This is a genomic window from Danxiaibacter flavus, from assembly GCF_041060425.1.
Lineage (GTDB): Bacteria > Bacteroidota > Bacteroidia > Chitinophagales > Chitinophagaceae > Danxiaibacter > Danxiaibacter flavus.
Window position 1 is genome coordinate 340,829 of record NZ_JAULBC010000003.1, and the last position, 17,164, is coordinate 357,992.

General features: G+C 41.8%; 8 protein-coding genes. 4 read left to right on the forward strand and 4 right to left on the reverse strand.

What is annotated here, in order from left to right; all coding sequences use genetic code 11:
* Positions 1 to 29: 29 nt before the first annotated feature.
* Positions 30 to 2,591: a Kelch repeat-containing protein gene (locus QTN47_RS11900; RefSeq protein WP_369329599.1), complete on the reverse strand. Its 2,562-nt coding sequence runs from the start codon at positions 2,589 to 2,591 to the stop codon at positions 30 to 32.
* Positions 2,592 to 2,950: 359 nt separating this feature from the next.
* Between QTN47_RS11900 and QTN47_RS11905 the strand changes: the two genes are divergently transcribed.
* The 3 genes from QTN47_RS11905 (at position 2,951) to QTN47_RS11915 (ending at position 10,072) form a co-directional block, all read left to right on the forward strand.
* Positions 2,951 to 5,977 (forward strand): SusC/RagA family TonB-linked outer membrane protein, encoded by a 3,027-nt coding sequence (locus QTN47_RS11905; protein WP_369329600.1) that lies wholly within the window; start codon positions 2,951 to 2,953, stop codon positions 5,975 to 5,977.
* A 56-nt stretch (positions 5,978 to 6,033) separates the two neighbouring features.
* Complete coding sequence (locus QTN47_RS11910; protein WP_369329601.1) at positions 6,034 to 7,584, forward strand: RagB/SusD family nutrient uptake outer membrane protein; 1,551 nt, start codon at positions 6,034 to 6,036, stop codon at positions 7,582 to 7,584.
* Positions 7,585 to 7,795: 211 nt separating this feature from the next.
* The gene (locus QTN47_RS11915; RefSeq protein WP_369329602.1) at positions 7,796 to 10,072 is read left to right on the forward strand and encodes a GH92 family glycosyl hydrolase; all 2,277 of its coding nucleotides are present in this window, start codon (positions 7,796 to 7,798) and stop codon (positions 10,070 to 10,072) included.
* Between the two features lie 187 nt (positions 10,073 to 10,259).
* Here the strand turns inward: QTN47_RS11915 and QTN47_RS11920 are convergent, their stop codons facing one another.
* On the reverse strand, positions 10,260 to 10,640 hold the full coding sequence (locus QTN47_RS11920) for a VOC family protein (RefSeq protein ID WP_369329603.1): 381 nt from the start codon (positions 10,638 to 10,640) through the stop codon (positions 10,260 to 10,262).
* Positions 10,641 to 11,171: 531 nt separating this feature from the next.
* On the opposite strand from QTN47_RS11920, the gene QTN47_RS11925 reads away from it, so the two are divergent.
* Positions 11,172 to 11,957 carry an alpha/beta hydrolase gene (locus QTN47_RS11925; protein ID WP_369329604.1) on the forward strand — a complete coding sequence of 262 codons (786 nt, stop codon included), beginning with the start codon at positions 11,172 to 11,174 and terminating at the stop codon, positions 11,955 to 11,957.
* Between the two features lie 286 nt (positions 11,958 to 12,243).
* On the opposite strand, the gene QTN47_RS11930 is transcribed toward QTN47_RS11925, so the two are convergent.
* Both QTN47_RS11930 and QTN47_RS11935 read right to left on the reverse strand, forming a co-directional pair.
* Positions 12,244 to 13,773, reverse strand: coding sequence for a RagB/SusD family nutrient uptake outer membrane protein (locus tag QTN47_RS11930; protein ID WP_369329605.1), 1,530 nt, complete (start codon positions 13,771 to 13,773; stop codon positions 12,244 to 12,246).
* 21 nt (positions 13,774 to 13,794) lie between these two features.
* The gene (locus tag QTN47_RS11935) at positions 13,795 to 17,154 is read right to left on the reverse strand and encodes a SusC/RagA family TonB-linked outer membrane protein (RefSeq protein WP_369329606.1); all 3,360 of its coding nucleotides are present in this window, start codon (positions 17,152 to 17,154) and stop codon (positions 13,795 to 13,797) included.
* Positions 17,155 to 17,164: the final 10 nt, after the last annotated feature.

A 17,164-nucleotide genomic window follows, 5' to 3' on the forward strand; every position in this document is an offset into this window, starting at 1 on the left:
GAATTTTGACTTTTGAATTTTGACTTTCTCTACGCAATTACATCATGAAACGACTTACTAAAATCTTCTCCATAAATATCCTTATAATCCTTAATAAATTTCAGGTAACTGTTGTTGGCCAGCGTATGACGTTTTAGTTGGATAAAGCACTTGCATTTATAGATCAGCGCATCTTCATTCAGCTGATCAAAATGGAAAATGTAGTTGGTTACTTCAATAATAAATTCAGGCTCTTTGGAAATATCCTGTGTCTTAATAAAGCCAACACAAATATCAATAACAGAGTTAGAGATATCTGACTTAATATTATCCAGCCAGTTATATTCTGTTTGCGACAGGAATGAACCTCGTTTTATGATGTCGCTCACAAGTGCCATATACTCTTTTGGAGGCAACGATGTATTTTGGAGCAGCGCAGCATACTGTTCATAATCTATATGGACAGTTTTATTATCGTTTTGAATCTGCCAGTAACCCGATTCCTTATTGATTACACAGTCACCAATTTTCTCAAGTATCCCTTTCAGTTTCGCAATATTTACAGAACGGTTGTTTTTTGCATCCTTGATGGATTTATCATACCAAAGTATTTCATTTAATCCCTGTGATGAGATACCTCTTCCATTGTGAATGGTATATATTGATATGATGAGGAAAAGCTCTTTCAACAAAGGTGTGAACAATTTTGTAACATCATTTCCTTCTTTATCAAAAACCTGGAATTGCCCGAACAGATAAATAGTTGAGGTAATTTTTTTTCCGTTATGACTTTGCCCCTGTGGCAGGCTAATTGCCGGCAGTGTTTCTTCCCGGGTAACAACGGGCGGCGTATCTGTGTTTTGAGCTTGCGGTTGGGTTGTTACGCGTCTACGTTTCAGGATTGCTATTAACCCAAGTGCAATAATCAAAGCTCCTGCCAATATCCAGATCCATTTGGAACTACCCTTTGCAGCATTCTGTAATTCTACAGCATCCAATGGTTCAGGCGGAAAATTTAACGTATAGATCTTTACTTCCGTACGTTGCTCTTTCACATCTTCGGGTGTATAGAACATTGTCACCGCGATCAGCCTGTTATTAACAGGAGAATAGTACAGATCTGCAAACGATTGTACATCGTGAAAACTATATGGAATGGATGTACCTAATATAGTAAAGCTCGAATCTTTTAGCGAGCCGCGCAGCAGTTGAAGTTTTGAATTAAAACTGTCGTTGGGAAATAGCAGGCCATAGTAACTATTCGTCTCCTCATCAATCACAAGGCTATTCGCAAAAGTGAAGGGTTCACCGGAAGGCTTGAATGTATATAGCTTTTTAAACGATTTATCGCGCACATCAAATCTGAAAAAATCATAGTAATATTTAGGATCAAGCATTTGATCACCGGTCTGGCTGCCATATCCTCCTATTATATAGGCGTGTTTCCCAGCCGCATCTGTTCCAAGCGCTGCGAGATACCTCGGTGTAAAATAATCACCGCCCGGCACTATACTGTCCCACTGCTTTGTATTGAAATCATATTTTTTTACGAGGTTTTTATATCTGAGATAGCCATACCCGCCAATCATGTACAACGAGCTATCAGCAGGCGATATAAATTTATTGGCGTGCCAGTACCGGGTGATCGCCACATGTCCCGATGGAAAATTGGCACTCCAGTGCTGTCCGTTAAAATCATAGGAGGTCACTTTCTGAGAATCGAGGTAAACATCAAGCAACCGGTTATTTAAAGTATCATAAATTTCCTGGTGACCAACGAGGAAATTCTGGTGCTTGCTCGCCGAACCGTCAATTTGTATTCCACTTTTGAATGAGTAAGTGTACACAGAATCGGAACCTGTTATATAAAGTTTATCCGTTTTTGCGTCGTAAGCGACGCCGGCATAACCATTCATAGTTAATGAGCCTGCATTTTCCCAACGCTGGTAGCGTGGTTTTATCCATACAGGATTCTTGACGGTGGCGGCTTTGTGATTGATCTTATCATAACAGATGTCCCCCGAAGTTTCGTCCAATGGCCAGAAGTATTTTTGTGTATTGTTTTCGGAGATCCGAATATCTTTTACCTGCATCGGCGGAATATCCCGCGTTTTGAATTTCAGATAATCATTGGCTCCCCACAGGAATTTAAAACAGCTCCCCAACTGAGGAAGCTTACCACTACCAACTGTTTTATTGTTGACCGAACATTGCAGTATATGCTTTTCCCGGTCAAAATTCATGGCAATCTTGTTCCACTTTTTATATAGCAACAAGCTGTCAATGGTAAAAGTGATCCCCGCAAAATTTTCACCGGCAATTAACCGGAAAGAAGAGGAAGGCTGATCGTATATCAGATCAACATTCTGGCTGTTGTTGCTGATAAGGCGGAAGATATAACCGAAATAAATGGCGTGATTGGGTATGAAATTAAACTGGAATTCCAGTTGAAAATTCTTATCAAGACATATTGAATCTCCGGGCGAAACGTCGAGTGAGGTCCTTTTTTCCAATACAACTTCGTGACTGTTGAACAACAATCCATAAGACTGTCCAAAACAGCTCAACTTTAAAGCCAGTAAGATCAGAGTACAAAAAATATATCTCGCCATAAGCAGCCATAAAAGTAAAGGTCTTTTAGCTCACTATATTTCATTATAACAGGAAACAATCGCCAAAAAACTCGAAAACAATCAAAAATTTCCGTGAAAATAGGGCTTTAGGAAAAACTGAGGCGAGGAAATTTACAAACACATCTTGAAAACCAGTATTCATGTATTGCATATCAGGATTGATTTAGCAAATCCACCCCCGTTATAGCCGGTTAACAAGGTTAATTAAGCGGTTAACAGCAGAAAATCTTCAAAAAAAACATTTATTAACCCTTTCATTAATCGTTTATTAGCCGGCCTATTAAGACCCTCACATCTACTTTTAGCCCCATTACAAACCAAAAAACAATTGCTTGTGTATGAAAAAAATTCTATTGCTCCCGTTGTTGATAGTCAGCTTTATTGTTGGTTATTCACAGGGCAAAGTTGTGACAGGTAAAATAGCAGACCAGGCGAACAAACCTCTCGCCGGTGCCACTGTCACACTCAAGGGAACCACAGTCAATACCGTGTCGGATGAATCCGGGAACTTCGAGATCAATACCGGCACCCAGGTAAATCCCGTGCTAACAATAACTTTTGTTGGCTATCTCCCGCAGGAATATTCAGTCAGGAACCGTTCGGGCCTTTCCATTCAATTGCAGCAGGATGTGCAGGCGTTGAATGATGTTGTTGTTATAGGCTACGGCGTTCAACGAAAAAAAGATGTAACTGGTGCCAGCAGCACAGTGAAAGCCGGAGAAATCGCCAAACGTCCTTTGGTTAGAATAGAGCAGGCATTACAAGGTACCACGCCAGGCGTTGCGGTAATCAGTCCCAATGGCCAGCCCGGACAAGGACTTAAGGTTAAGATAAGAGGTGCGAATTCAATTACCGGCTCTACTGAACCATTGTATGTTATTGATGGCGACATTGGCGGCGGATCTGATGTAAATGTGAATGACGTTGAAAATATAGAAATTCTTAAAGATGCTGCGTCCACTGCAATTTACGGTTCACGGGGTTCTAATGGCGTTGTTCTGATCACGACAAAATCCGGCGCATCAGGAAAACCGAAACTTGGATTTGGCGCATGGGTGCAGAAAAACAAAATTCCAAAAGAGCTTGACCTGATGGGGCCCTATGATTTTGCCCGTTCGGTAAATGCGCAGTTTGTAGCACAGGGAAGTGCGCCTGCATTTACCGACCAGGAACTTGCCGATTTCAAAAGCGGAGCAAAACAAGGCACAGATTGGCAGAGAGCTTTGCATACAGAACCATGGGTGCAGAACTATCAGCTGGATCTTTCCGGCGGAACAGATATTGCACGCTACCGTTTTTCTATGGGTTATCTTGATCAACCTGGTATTATTCTTAACCAATGGTACAAGAGAACTTCATTCAGATCAAATGTTGATGTTAAGGTGAGCAACAAGATCAACCTGAAAGTTATTGCGGTGGCAACCATTCCGCAGAGCCACAATAATGATTATGGCGGAGGACTTGGCGATCCGTTTAACCAGGCAGTAGAATGGGATCCTACCTCCCCTATTCGTGATGCCAATGGCAACTATATCACACACTCCAAGTATGCTTCAATCCAATTTAATCCGATAGCACAGGCTGAAAGCCAGGCGCATGATAACATTAACACCAATCTTTCAGGTACAGGTGTAATTACCTATCGCATGCTGAATGACCTGACTTTTACTTCAACCAACGTGTATTCACTTGGTATGGGTTACGGACAGCGGGTTGACGGCCCGGGCACCAGCGCCTACGACGGCAAGACAGATAATGCACAGGTAAACTCTAACAGGTTCAGGAGTTTCTTAACCAGTAACTATCTTACCTACAAACACAACTTTGGCGATCATGCGATTACAGTAACAGGTCTGTATGAATTTTCATCAGGACAGAATACTTCAGTAAATGCAACTGCAAAAAATCTTTCAACTTATTCTCTGGGCTATTACAACCTCGGCCTTGGTTCTACTCAGAACACAAGCTCAGGGTATACCGCAGACGCGTTGATCTCTTATATGGGCCGTTTGTTCTATTCATATAAAGACAAGTATATGTTGTCTGCAAGCGTTCGAACTGACGGATCTTCACATCTTGCCCAGAAATACAGTACGTTCCCATCCATTGGTGTAGCATGGAACGTCAAGAAAGAAAACTTTATGCAGAAGTCTGATTTCTTTTCAGACTTAAAGGTCCGTGCGACATATGGCCAAACAGGTAACCAGGCCGTGGCGCCTTACTCAACCATACCAGTTATTAATATTGGCGGTGGAAACGGCCAAAATGCTTACTACTATAATGGCGGCAACAGCACACCAAGTGTTGCAGTTTCATTAGGCACACCGGTATCTACTTCATTAAGATGGGAAAATAAAGCAACTTACGATGCAGGGATTGACGCTGCTTTCCTGAAAGGACGTTTAACGTTTACAGTTGATGCGTATAGCAGCAAAGTAACTAACCTCTTATACAATAACCAGGCGCCGCAATACCTTGGTGGCGGAAGCTATGCTGCAAACGTGGGAAGCCTTTCCAATAAAGGGATAGAGTTTGGCATAGGAGGAACACCAATAAGCACCAAAAACCTAAGATGGAACACAAACCTGAATGTATCTATCAACAGGAATAAGGTGATCGATCTTGGTGGATTGGATAATATACTTGCAATAGGTGGTAACAACACGTTCAACTCAGTCATCAAGATCGGACAGCCACTGGGTGAATTTATTGGCTACAAATTCCTTGGCACATGGAAAGCTGATGAAGCTACAGAAGCATCTAAATTCGGAATGAAACCCGGTGATGCTAAGTACCAGGATTTAAACGGTGATCATGCATACACTGCCGACGACTGGATGCCGCTAGGTAATGCAACGCCCAGCTACACGTATGGCTTCATAAACGACATAAGCTACAAAGATTTTACTTTGACCTTTATGTTCCAGGGCCAGCAAGGCAGCCAGGTATTCTCTCAAACACTTGCTTATTTGTGGGGCGGTCTTGGCGACATGAAGAATGCAACAACCATTGAAGCTGTTCCGGAGAATTTATGGACGCCACATAACGAAACCAACAATCCTGCATGGAGCGGCTCCAGTCACAACTATAACAACAGCAGCCGTTACGTATATAATTCAAGCTATACAAAACTGAAAAATATTTCCCTTTCCTATCACCTGCCTCCAGGCGTTTTAAGAAGCCTGCATTTGACAAGCCTCGAAGTTTATATAAGCGGACAAAACCTTTGGGTGATGACTCCTTACAAAGGATATGATCCTGAGATTGACCAACAGCCTACAGGCAACGCGATTTCGCAGGGACAGGAGTTTGGCGTTATTCCCAATCCTAAATCGTACACATTCGGCGTAAGAATGTCATTGTAATCGTGCGCCTCTGTAAACGTCAAATAAAATAAGGGTAATAGTAAAAAGTATAAAAAATGAAAACAACATATTCCATACTAACTTTCTTTGTAATGGCCGTTTGCGCATTGCAGATAACTGCATGCAAAAAATACATGGAAGAGGATCCCAAGGCAAGCATTACACCGGTCACCTATTTCAAATCACAAAGTGACCTTGATGCAGCAGTATCAGGCATGTACATACAACTTGCAAGAGATGGCGCATGGGGCTTTACAAGTAAAATGACATCATACTTCGGATCCGATGATCTTACAACTGACCCTGGTTTGAATAAGGGTGATTTTCGTGAGTTTGACAAATTAACAGGTAGTGCAACCAACAGCAGTCTTCCTGCAGAGTGGAACGGCCCATGGCAAACGATCTATAATGCGAACAACATTATTGAGAACTATGCAAAAGTAAATTCAACAGAACAGCAAAAGAATGAATCTGCAGGACAGGCGTATTTCCTTCGCGGCCTGTGTTATTATTATCTTGTAAGAACATTTGGTCCTTTACCAATCGTACTGGGATCAATAGATGTGTCTACACGTCCGGCAAGAAGTTCTGTTGATTCTGTCTATGCTGCAATTATCAGCGATTTGCAACAGGCCAAAACAATGCTCGGAACAGATAAGGTACAGGGAAAGCCCAACCGTTACGCTGCAAGTGCAGTGTTGGCTGATGTGTATTTAACAATGGCGGGATGGCCGTTGAACAAAACGGAAAATTATGCACTCGCTGCATCCGAAGCCAAGATAGTAATGCAGTCAGGTGTGTACAATACCAACACCTCTTACGACCAGGTGTTCACTACCAACAACAATGCAGAAAGCATATTTGCTTTGCAATACAGTGTTGCCGGAAACCTGCCCAACAGAAGCTTTGGTTCAACCAGTGTACCGTTAGAAGAAGTGGCGCTGGACGGATCCAGCGGCTGGGATGATTTTTACCCTGAGATTAATTTTTATAAAAATGCACCTGTGTGTAAGAGAACAGACCTGACTTTCTACACTACAATAAAGCTGAGAAATGCAGACAACACAACTTACACACTTGTTCCATGGAATTCAGATAAAACGCATGCTCAGCATCCTTACTACAAAAAATTCAGACAAGGCTTAATCTCTAATGGAACAGCAGATGGTGTAAGTGAAGGAGATAATTCCATTGCAACCATGCAGCCCAGTACAAACAAGGAGACCATCATTGTTCGTTATCCACAGGTGTTGCTAGGCTTTGCAGAAGCATCAGCAATGGCTGGCGGTGCGCCTACAGCTGAGAGTTATGCGGCAATTAATGAAGTGAGAAAACGTGCAGGAGAAAACCCATTAACGCCGGGCCTTTCACAAACTGCGTTCAGAGATTCAGTAGTATACGAACGTGCATACGAATTTGCAGGCGAATTTGGTATGCGGTGGTTTGATATTGTGCGATTACAACTGCTGCCAAAAGTTATTGCCGCAAGGGATAAGAAAGAAAACGAAATTCCTGGTGGCACAAATGTGAGTCAAAAATATCTTGCTCCCATTCCTTTCTCGGAGATGACATTGAACCCCTCCTGGAAACAGAATGACGGATATTAATTTATACGATCAAAGTAATGCCGGTGCGAAAGCACCAGGCATTGCTTTGTGTATTAAAGAAATATTACCAGTACTAAGTAAAAAGTCAAAATTCAAAATTATCAAGCATTCCTTTTGGCTGTCTTAAATCAGGCTACATAATCTTCGGTTTATTGCTAAAATTTTATTCAGCTAATTTTAATGTTGATACATTATTATTAAAATGATTGTCATGAAAAAAATATCATGCCTGTATTTGTTTGGTTTGCTGTTGCAATCGTCTCTTTTTTCACAATCACCAACGCAAACGTTTACAGGTGCAGACAACCTTAAGTATATTGATCCAACTATTGGTAATATTGGGCAATTGCTTGAACCAACCCGCCCAACAGTTCAAATACCCAATCAGGTAATACGCATGTATCCCATGCGAAAAGATTATTTGGATGATCAGATCTCAAGCTTTCCTTTAACCATTGTATCACATAGACTGGGAGAAGTTTTTTCAATTAAGCCATCAATTGGCGTTCCATTTGTAGATCAATGGAGACAACGCATGCCCTATGATCATAACCTGGAGATAACACGCCCATGGTATTATTCCACTTACCTGTTGAATGATGAAATTACTGTAGAATTTACGCCGGGTAAGAAAACAGGCTTTTATCGTTTTTCTTTTCCAAAGAATACACCGGGAAATCTCTTGTTCACCAATTATAACAATGGAGAATCAACATGGAAATTTATTGCCGGTAATGAAATTGAGGGTGTAGAGACCTACCATGATGATATAAAAGTTTACGTATATGGCGTATTTAATTCAAAGGGAACAACGGGTATTGTAGACAACGGCCAGTTAAAAAATGGAACAGACGTTTCAGGAAAATTTGCAAAGGCTTATATCAGTTTTCCTGCGGGTATTAATGCTGTCGAACTTAAATATGCTATCAGTTTTGTAAGTGCTGAACAGGCCAGAAAAAATTTTGATAGAGAAATAAAAGGCAAAGACTTTTCAGCAGTAAAAAAAAATGCTGAAAAGGCATGGGCTTCCATCGCGTCTCAAATACAGGTGGAGGGGGGAACTGAAGCGCAAAAACGTTCTTTCTATACTGCACTATACAGAACGCACGAGCGTATGGTAGATATTAGCGAAGATTCTTTCTACTATAGCGGCTACAACAAACAGATCAACAAAGATCCGCGTCCGTTTTATGTGGATGATTGGTCATGGGACACTTATCTTGCATTGCATCCTTTGCGCATGATACTTCATCCTGCGCAGGAAGAAGACATGCTACAGTCATACGTTCGCATGTACAAACAGAGCGGATGGATGCCAACGTTTCCTGTCCTGTTTGGCGATCATGCTTGCATGAATGGTTTTCATTCTTCGGTCATATTTCTTGATGCGTATAGAAAAGGTCTGAAAAATTACGACATACAAACGGCGTTTGAGGGCATTAAAAAGAATGCCACGGATGCAACGCTTCTCCCCTGGCGCAACGGTCCGAAAACTATACTGGATGACTACTATCATACCAACGGATACTACCCTGCACTTGCCCCTGGTGTAAAAGATACTGTTGCGGAGGTACATCCTTTTGAGAGCCGCCAGGCTGTAGCCGTTACGCTTGGCGCGAGTTATGATGATTGGGCTGCAGCGCAGCTGGCAAAAGAATTGGGTAAAAATGATGACTACGTACAATTCTCCAAACGCGGGTTTAATTACAAAACGCTTTGGAACAATGATCGCAAATTCTTTTTACCAAAAGATGATAAGGGAGAGTGGATCAATATCGATCCAAAATTTGACGGTGGCCCGGGTGGCAGGGATTATTACGATGAAAACAATGGATGGACATATATGTGGCAGGTACAGGAAGATATCCCCGGACTTATCAATTTAATGGGCGGTGCCAAATCTTTTGAGGCCAGGTTAGACCAGTTATTCCGCGAAGATCTCGGGCGATCCAAACATGATTTCTGGTATAAATTTCCGGACGCAACAGGCCTCGTAGGACAATACTCAATGGGTAATGAGCCCAGCTTTCACATACCGTATTTGTACAATTATGCAGGTGCACCGTGGAAGACACAGAATGCAGTAAGACAGTTATTGGATCTATGGTTCAAGGATAATGTATTTGGCATTCCCGGCGATGAAGATGGTGGTGGTATGACAGCTTTTGTTGTATTCTCGAGCATGGGCTTTTATCCTGTGACACCCGGCATCCCTGTCTACACTATAGGCAGCCCGGTATTTAGTAAAGTGACCATTCGTTTAGATAATGGAAAACAATTTAAACTTATCGCAAACAATTGTTCTGTGGTGAATAAATACATACAACGCGCAACCATGAACGGCAAAGAATTAACTACACCCTGGTTTACACATGAGCAACTGATTAACGGAGGTACACTTGTGTTGGAGATGGGGCCCAAGCCAAACAAGCAATGGGGCGCAACCACGAATGCTTCAACTATAACAGCAGCACTTAACAATAAATGATGTCTTATAGCAGGCCCTGAAACCCTTTGTTTTTCACAACATCAGCCGGAGTTTTTGTAGCAGTCACAAAAAGCTTCGGCTGTATTTTTTGAGCAAAGCTATTATTCTCTGTGTAACTCTGTGCCACCTCCGTGCAACTCTGTGTAACCATATTTTGGATTTCAAACAAGAAACACCCGGTGAAAGTCTAACTACTAACATCTTCATTTATCGAAAGTAAATTTCCGTCCGGATCTTTAAACCATGCCACTTTAAAACCGGCAGGTGAAATCCAGACTCCAAGGTCGTCCTGTTCAAAAAACTCATATTTTTCACAGAACACTCCCCTTGTATTCAACTCTTCAATGGTAGCAAAAATATCGTCCACAACCCATCCAAGCACCGTAAACGGCTGCGGCGTAAAGGTCTCAACAGATATTATCCTCAACAGACTTCCGTGTGCATTGAAATCCAGGAAATACTTCTGTTCGGATAATAGTTTTAGCCCGATAATATCTTTATAAAAGTGTTTAGCCCGTTCCGCATCAACTGTTGGAATAAAGGCCTTGAGTTTTCTGTCGGCAAGCATCTTATAAATTTTATGACTGGCAGGCTGGTGTTCCTGTCAAATGTAAACAGAATAAACTTGCATAAGTTGTGAGTTCGAAGTTATACTTCACACGTTTAAGGTGTTTTTAAGGATGGCAGATGAAACGAGGGCCACGCTATTGCACCCGTAATATGTACAAATGATTCCGCATCATATACATTGAACAGAGCTGATCTAAAAAATAAATTTGAACAAAATGCGCTGATGTTTGCAGAGTTAAAAACTACAGGCAATACAAAAAAATAATGATGCAATCGCCAGGGATCACTTGACAATACGGCTGAAAAGCGATAGATTTATTATCATATTTTTTTCGAGGCGTCAGCAAATATTTCCCGGAACTGGTGCGGATAAATTTTCCGCAAAACAGTACTTTATTTAACAGCTACACGTAATACACAGCCATCAAAGTCTTTCGTAAAGGAGATCCAGTGAAGAAGTAGCCGGCATACAAAAGTCAGATGGTCATCTTTTGAATACCAGGCATCATATCTTTTAAAATCATACTCAATGGCAACACTTAAAACCAAACAAATTGTTTTTGTCACCGGCGCATTTGTTACAAATGGCTGCTGGGACGAATGGCGTACCTACTTTGAAAACAGAGGGTATTCAACAGTCGCTCCGCCCTGGCCATATAAAAACGGAACCGCCGCAGAATTAAGAAACAGACAGCCGGATGATGTAGACCTGGCGCTGCTTACACTGGATGAAGTAATTAACTCCTATGTTGATGTGGTTAACAGTTTCCCCGACAAGCCTATTGTTATTGGTCATTCACTTGGTGGCCTGATCACCCAGATTATCGTGAACAGGGGACTTGCTGCCGCAGGAGTTGCCATACATCCGGTTCCGCCGCTTGGTGTATTCCCTTATGAGTTTTCGTTTCTTAAAGGCGGGTGGAAATCCCTGGGATTATTTACATCTTTAAAAAAGACTTACCTGATGTCTTTTAAAGACTGGCAATATGCTTTTGTAAACACCATGCCTTTGGAAGAACAAAAAACAGCTTATGAACAATTTACTATCCCGGAATCAAAAACAGTTGCCAGAGGTGGTTTGAGCAAGGCGGCAAAAGTTGATTTCAAAAAGAGCCACCCACCATTGCTGATAACAGCAGGCAGCACCGATAATATTATTCCTGCTCATCTGAACCGCAGGAACTACAATGCATACAAAAAGAACGGCTCAATCCTTGAATACAAAGAATTTCCTAACCGAAATCACTTTGTGCTAGGACAACCCGGGTGGCAAGGCGATGCGGATTTTGTTTACGACTGGCTGCAAAAACTTTAGAATGTACGGTGTACGGTGTACGATGTACGATGTATCAGGTGCGGGTTACAAAGTTTTAGGTAAACAGGTTTCATTATTAGTTTTCTTTTTAAAAAAAATACAAAAGCCGCCGGAAAATTTCCAGCAGCTTTTTCTATTAACAACAAACTGCTTTATCACACTATTCCTGCGCTTAAACCAGCGGGTGTCCCAAACATCGTACATCGTACACCGTACATCTAACATATTCATAACGCTGCCACACTTATGTACTTGTAATCCGTACTTCTAACTTCGTACTTACACCCTAGTATCCCGGATTCTGATACATCTTCACCGGATCGAGAATTGTTTCATAGTACGGAATGGGATAATATCTGTCTTTTGTTCCGAAGTTGGATACTTGCGCAAGTCCCCAGTCCGCCTGGTTTTTAGTGTGCATATATGCTACCAGTTCGTCTATTGTGAAGAAACGCAACAGATCAAACAGGCGGTGATGTTCAAATGCAAGCTCCACTCTTCTTTCATGCAGGATTGCCAGTTTAAGCGTTGGAAACTTCTGCTTGTAAGTTGGATCAGTCATTGATACCGCATAAGATGGCATGCCGGCTCTTTCTCTTACCATGTCAACATACCGGATAGCTGCAGTTGTATTTCCTTTGTAGAAATTCACTTCCGCAAGCATCAATATAACATCAGCATAGCGGATCAGGATCCAGTCATTGCCACCGTAACCGGTTTTTCCTGCAGTAGAACTGGCATCTCTAAACTTGGTAATAAACCAGTCTTTAACAATAGGATCGTTCGCATACTTAACAGAGAAATCTTTACGCGGGTCATTTACTTCATACTCATTCACCAGGTCATGAGTAACGTTGTAGCCAGTACCTGATGCCGTCTTTTGAGAGTTAATCGTTTCGCCCTTAGCCTGCGCATCAGCAGCAATGTTGGAATGATAGTTAATATCACCCTGGATGTTAACGATCTGCCAGATTAACTCAGGGCAAGTCGCTTTCTTATTTACATCAAACACATCGGCATAAGGGATGTCTGACAGGGAAGAAAATCCACGCATGTTGTAACAAGCTGTCAAATAATAATCGGCGCTATCAAGATCTGAGGTTTTATTCGCACCGGTAACAGTAATTGCGCGTGTTAAATATGCCTGTCCCAAAATGGCTGTAACCGCCTGCATAGAAACTCTTCCCCTGTTAGCTGCTGGCTGAACCTTAGGCAGATTGCTCACTGCAGCGTCATGAAGGTCTGCAATGATCTGTGCAAATACGTCCGGAGTTTTTGCACGAAACGTAGAAGCAGTTACTTGTTCAGGTGTACTTAATGCCTCTGTGGTCATAGGGATATCACCCCATTTTCTCACCAGTTGAAAATAAATATATGCCCTGATGAACTTTGCTTCAGCAATGTATTGTTTTTTGGTTGAGTCTGATGCAAATTGCACCTTATCAATATTGCTCAGCAATACGTTGCATCTTGAAATTGACTGATATAAGGCTATCCAGTGGCTTTTCAAATATGTGTTTGTAGGTAGCAGAGAGAAATTGTTGAACTGGAACGGTTCACCTGCATTTGACTGGTTGTCATTCGTACCGGTATCGTCCGAACGCTGATCTGTATAAAGATCACTTTCTTCACCAATACAACTATTGCTTCTTAGTGATTGGTAACAACCATTTAAAGCGAGTAGAACATCTGTTTCAGAAGTAAAAAACTGGGGGATTGTAACAGAGTTTGGATTCGTTTGTTCAAGAAAGCTTTTCTTACATGAGCTCAGCAGTATAAGCATCAGGCAAGCAAGCTGCAAAAATTTATGTCGCATCTTCATTTCGTTTAATGGTTATTAAAATGTCAGGTGAATGCCCACATTATATGATCTTACAAGCGGATACACACCATAGTCTACACCAGGGGTAAGATTGGCTGCGCCGCTGTTTACGCTGTAGTTATAATCTACTTCCGGATTATAGCCTTTGTATTTAGTAATAGTAAATGCATTGTTCACTGTTCCGTAAATCCTTATACCACTAATGCCTGCTCTCTTTAAAGCAATTATCTGGGGCAATGAGTAACCAACAGAAATATTGGTGCATCTGAAGAAACTTCCATCCTGCAAATAGAATGTAGACAATCTTGTGCTATTACTTTGCGTGCCGGCTCTTGACGCGCGATATACTTTTCCCAGACCTGGCTGTGATTCTGAGCGGTAACGGTCAGCAACATCTGCATATTGGTTGCCGGATCCTTCCATATTGTACAGGTAATAGTCCTGACCATCCAATACCTGGTTGCCATAAGAACCTGCGAAAGATGCACTCAAATCAACATTGTTATATGCCATTGATAAATTAAATCCGTATGTGAATTTTGGATAAGGCGATCCGATTATACTAAGATCACTTGAGTTTACTACCCCATCTCCATTAACATCCTTAAAGTAGAGATCACCAGGCCTCAATGGATTTGTCTGTGCAGTTGAACGCGGTGGACCTACGATCTTATAATCTTTAGGAAATGATTGTGTGGTCTTGTTGTATTGAGCATCATCCTGGGCAATGTTGGCCATGTCACTTTCACGTACCATTCCTGCTACTTTATAACCATAGAACATACCGATCGGTTGTCCGGCCATTGTAATATGTGTTAAATAAGATCTTTCAGCACCTGCTGTAATAATGGTGCTTGCCCCACCAAGATCCAGCACTTTATTTCTGTTAATTGAAATATTACCGGCAAGATTCAGGTTAAAGTCTTTTGACTTGATTACTTTTCCATCAACCTGGAAATCGAAGCCTTTGTTTTCTATTTTAGAATTTCTCAGGTTGGTGAGATACGAAGAACTTCCTGAGATTGCTGAGATATTGTTATTGAACAGCAGGTTAAACGTACGGCTGTTATAATAGTTGGCAATAACAAACAATCTGTCATGGAAAAGACCTAAGTCAAGGCCAAAGTTGTATTGAGAAGTAGATTCCCAACCAAGTTTGTTATCGGCAATATTACCCGCATAATAAGCAGTAGAAATAACGTTATTGCCAAACACTACGCCGGTTGGACTGTTGAATGTCTGCAATGCATTATAGTTACCGATATTGTTGTTTCCACTAAGACCCCAGCTGGCACGCAGTTTCATAGTTGTGTTTTCAGCTAACCATCCTTTGTAGAAAGATTCCTTTGAGATGGCCCAGCCGCCTGATACAGAAGGGAACACACCCCAGCGATTGTCAGGACCAAACCTTGACGAACCATCTGTTCTTATTGAAGCTGTAAGAAAATAACGGTTGGCGTAAGCATATTGCGCTCTGCCAAGATAGGAAAGCAATGTATTCACAGACTTTCCGGTTGACCCCGTGTTTACGGTAACCTGCCCAATTGTACCAGCGGTTATTTCAGGAATAAGATCATTCTGGAAACCTTTAACAGTAATATTTACAACATCTGAATTTGTTTGCTGCGCAGTATAACCAGCCAGTAAATTGATGCTGTGCAGGCCGAATTGCTTATTGTAATTCAGCGTAAACTCAGCCAGTTGATCTTTCTGTGAAATGGTTTGTGCCTGTGCATAAGCCGCTGCGATTGATTGTGTAGAATATGGAGGATTCACACCATTACTCAGGCTCGTGGGCAAATAGTAATCATACTTTTCATTGTAAGTCTGTAACCCGAGGTTTGCTTTGAAAATAAGGTGAGGTATTATTTCGTAAGAAGCAAAGCCATTGTAGGTACCGCGATTCCCTTTCCTTGATATTTTAATGCGTTCCGCAGTAGCTATAGGATTCTCTATGCTTTGGTAGCCGTATGCACTTGATTGCGCAGCAGCCAGATTGGTTGCGATTGAGCCATCCGCATTATAAGCCGGAAGATTAGGCATGTAGATCAAAGCACCAAATGCAGGGCTGTGATCCCAACGGCCTTCCTGTGTTTCGCTGTTGTTAATACCTGTATATGCAATGCTTGCGCCTACTTTTAGCTTTTCAGAAACGTCGCCATCCACATTCGCACGGAAGTTTAAGCGATTCTGTCCGGTATTCAGCATAATACCATCCTGCGTTTGGTAACCTCCGCTTAATGCATAACGCACAGTTTTGGAACCACCGGTAAAAGAAAGGTTATGCCTCATAAATGCGGCATTTCTGTATAACTCATCCTGCCAGTCAGTGTTATACTTTTGCGGAAGTACTTTTTGATTCGCAAAATCATATAAGTCTGTTGGTATACTAACGGAGCCAGCATTGCCGACTTTTGAAACACGCGTTGCATTGTCGTCGGAATACATTGCATCGTTCCATGTACCGCCGGTATTTTCAACCAGGTCTTTGTAACTATTGTTTCTGCCATCCACCACCAACTGAGCGAATTGATCGCTGTTTAGCAGTTTTACTTTTTTCGCTAACTGGTTAACACCGTATTGAAAATCGTACTCGAGTTTTCCTTTACCTTCCTTACCTCTTTTTGTTGTGATAAGCACAACACCACCAGAAGCTCTTGAACCATAAATGGCTGCTGAAGCTGCATCTTTAAGGATGTCTATTGATTCAATATCATTTGGATTGATGAAAACATCGTTACCTGCCGGATAGCCATCAATAACGTACAGCGGATCTGTGCCTGCATTGATAGATCCAACACCACGCACCCTTATTTTTGGTGATGCATATGGAGAACCATCAGTTTGAGAAACAACCACACCAGCTACTTTACCAACCAATGCCTGCCCAGCTGTAGGTGCAGACACGTTTAATTCTTTCGCCTTAACGCTTGAAATTGCGCCGGTAAAATCGCTCTTGCGCACTTTCTGATAACCTACGGCAACAACTTCTGCAAGATCATTTAACTGACCTTTTAAACGGACGCGCAGTTGTTCGCTCAGCGTTGAAGCTATAGTATCTACGCCTGTTAAGCCAACAAATGAAAAGTGAAGCGCATTACCAGCTTCGCCTTTTATCGTAAAAGAACCACTGGTACCTGTGATAGTGCGCTGACCATTGGCGTCATTAACAATCACAACTCCGGATAATGGCTGTCCGTTTTCATCAACAACCGATCCGTTGATCTTTTTCTCGGTACCGCGCTTGTTTTGCGCCGATACGGAAGATATGCCTGCGACCAGTATAAACACCAGCACGCGGCACTTTCTCTTTACATGCTTCCCTCTGAATAGCAAAGGGACATGCAATCCTAATTTTAACTTAGTAAGCTTCATAATCAATTTA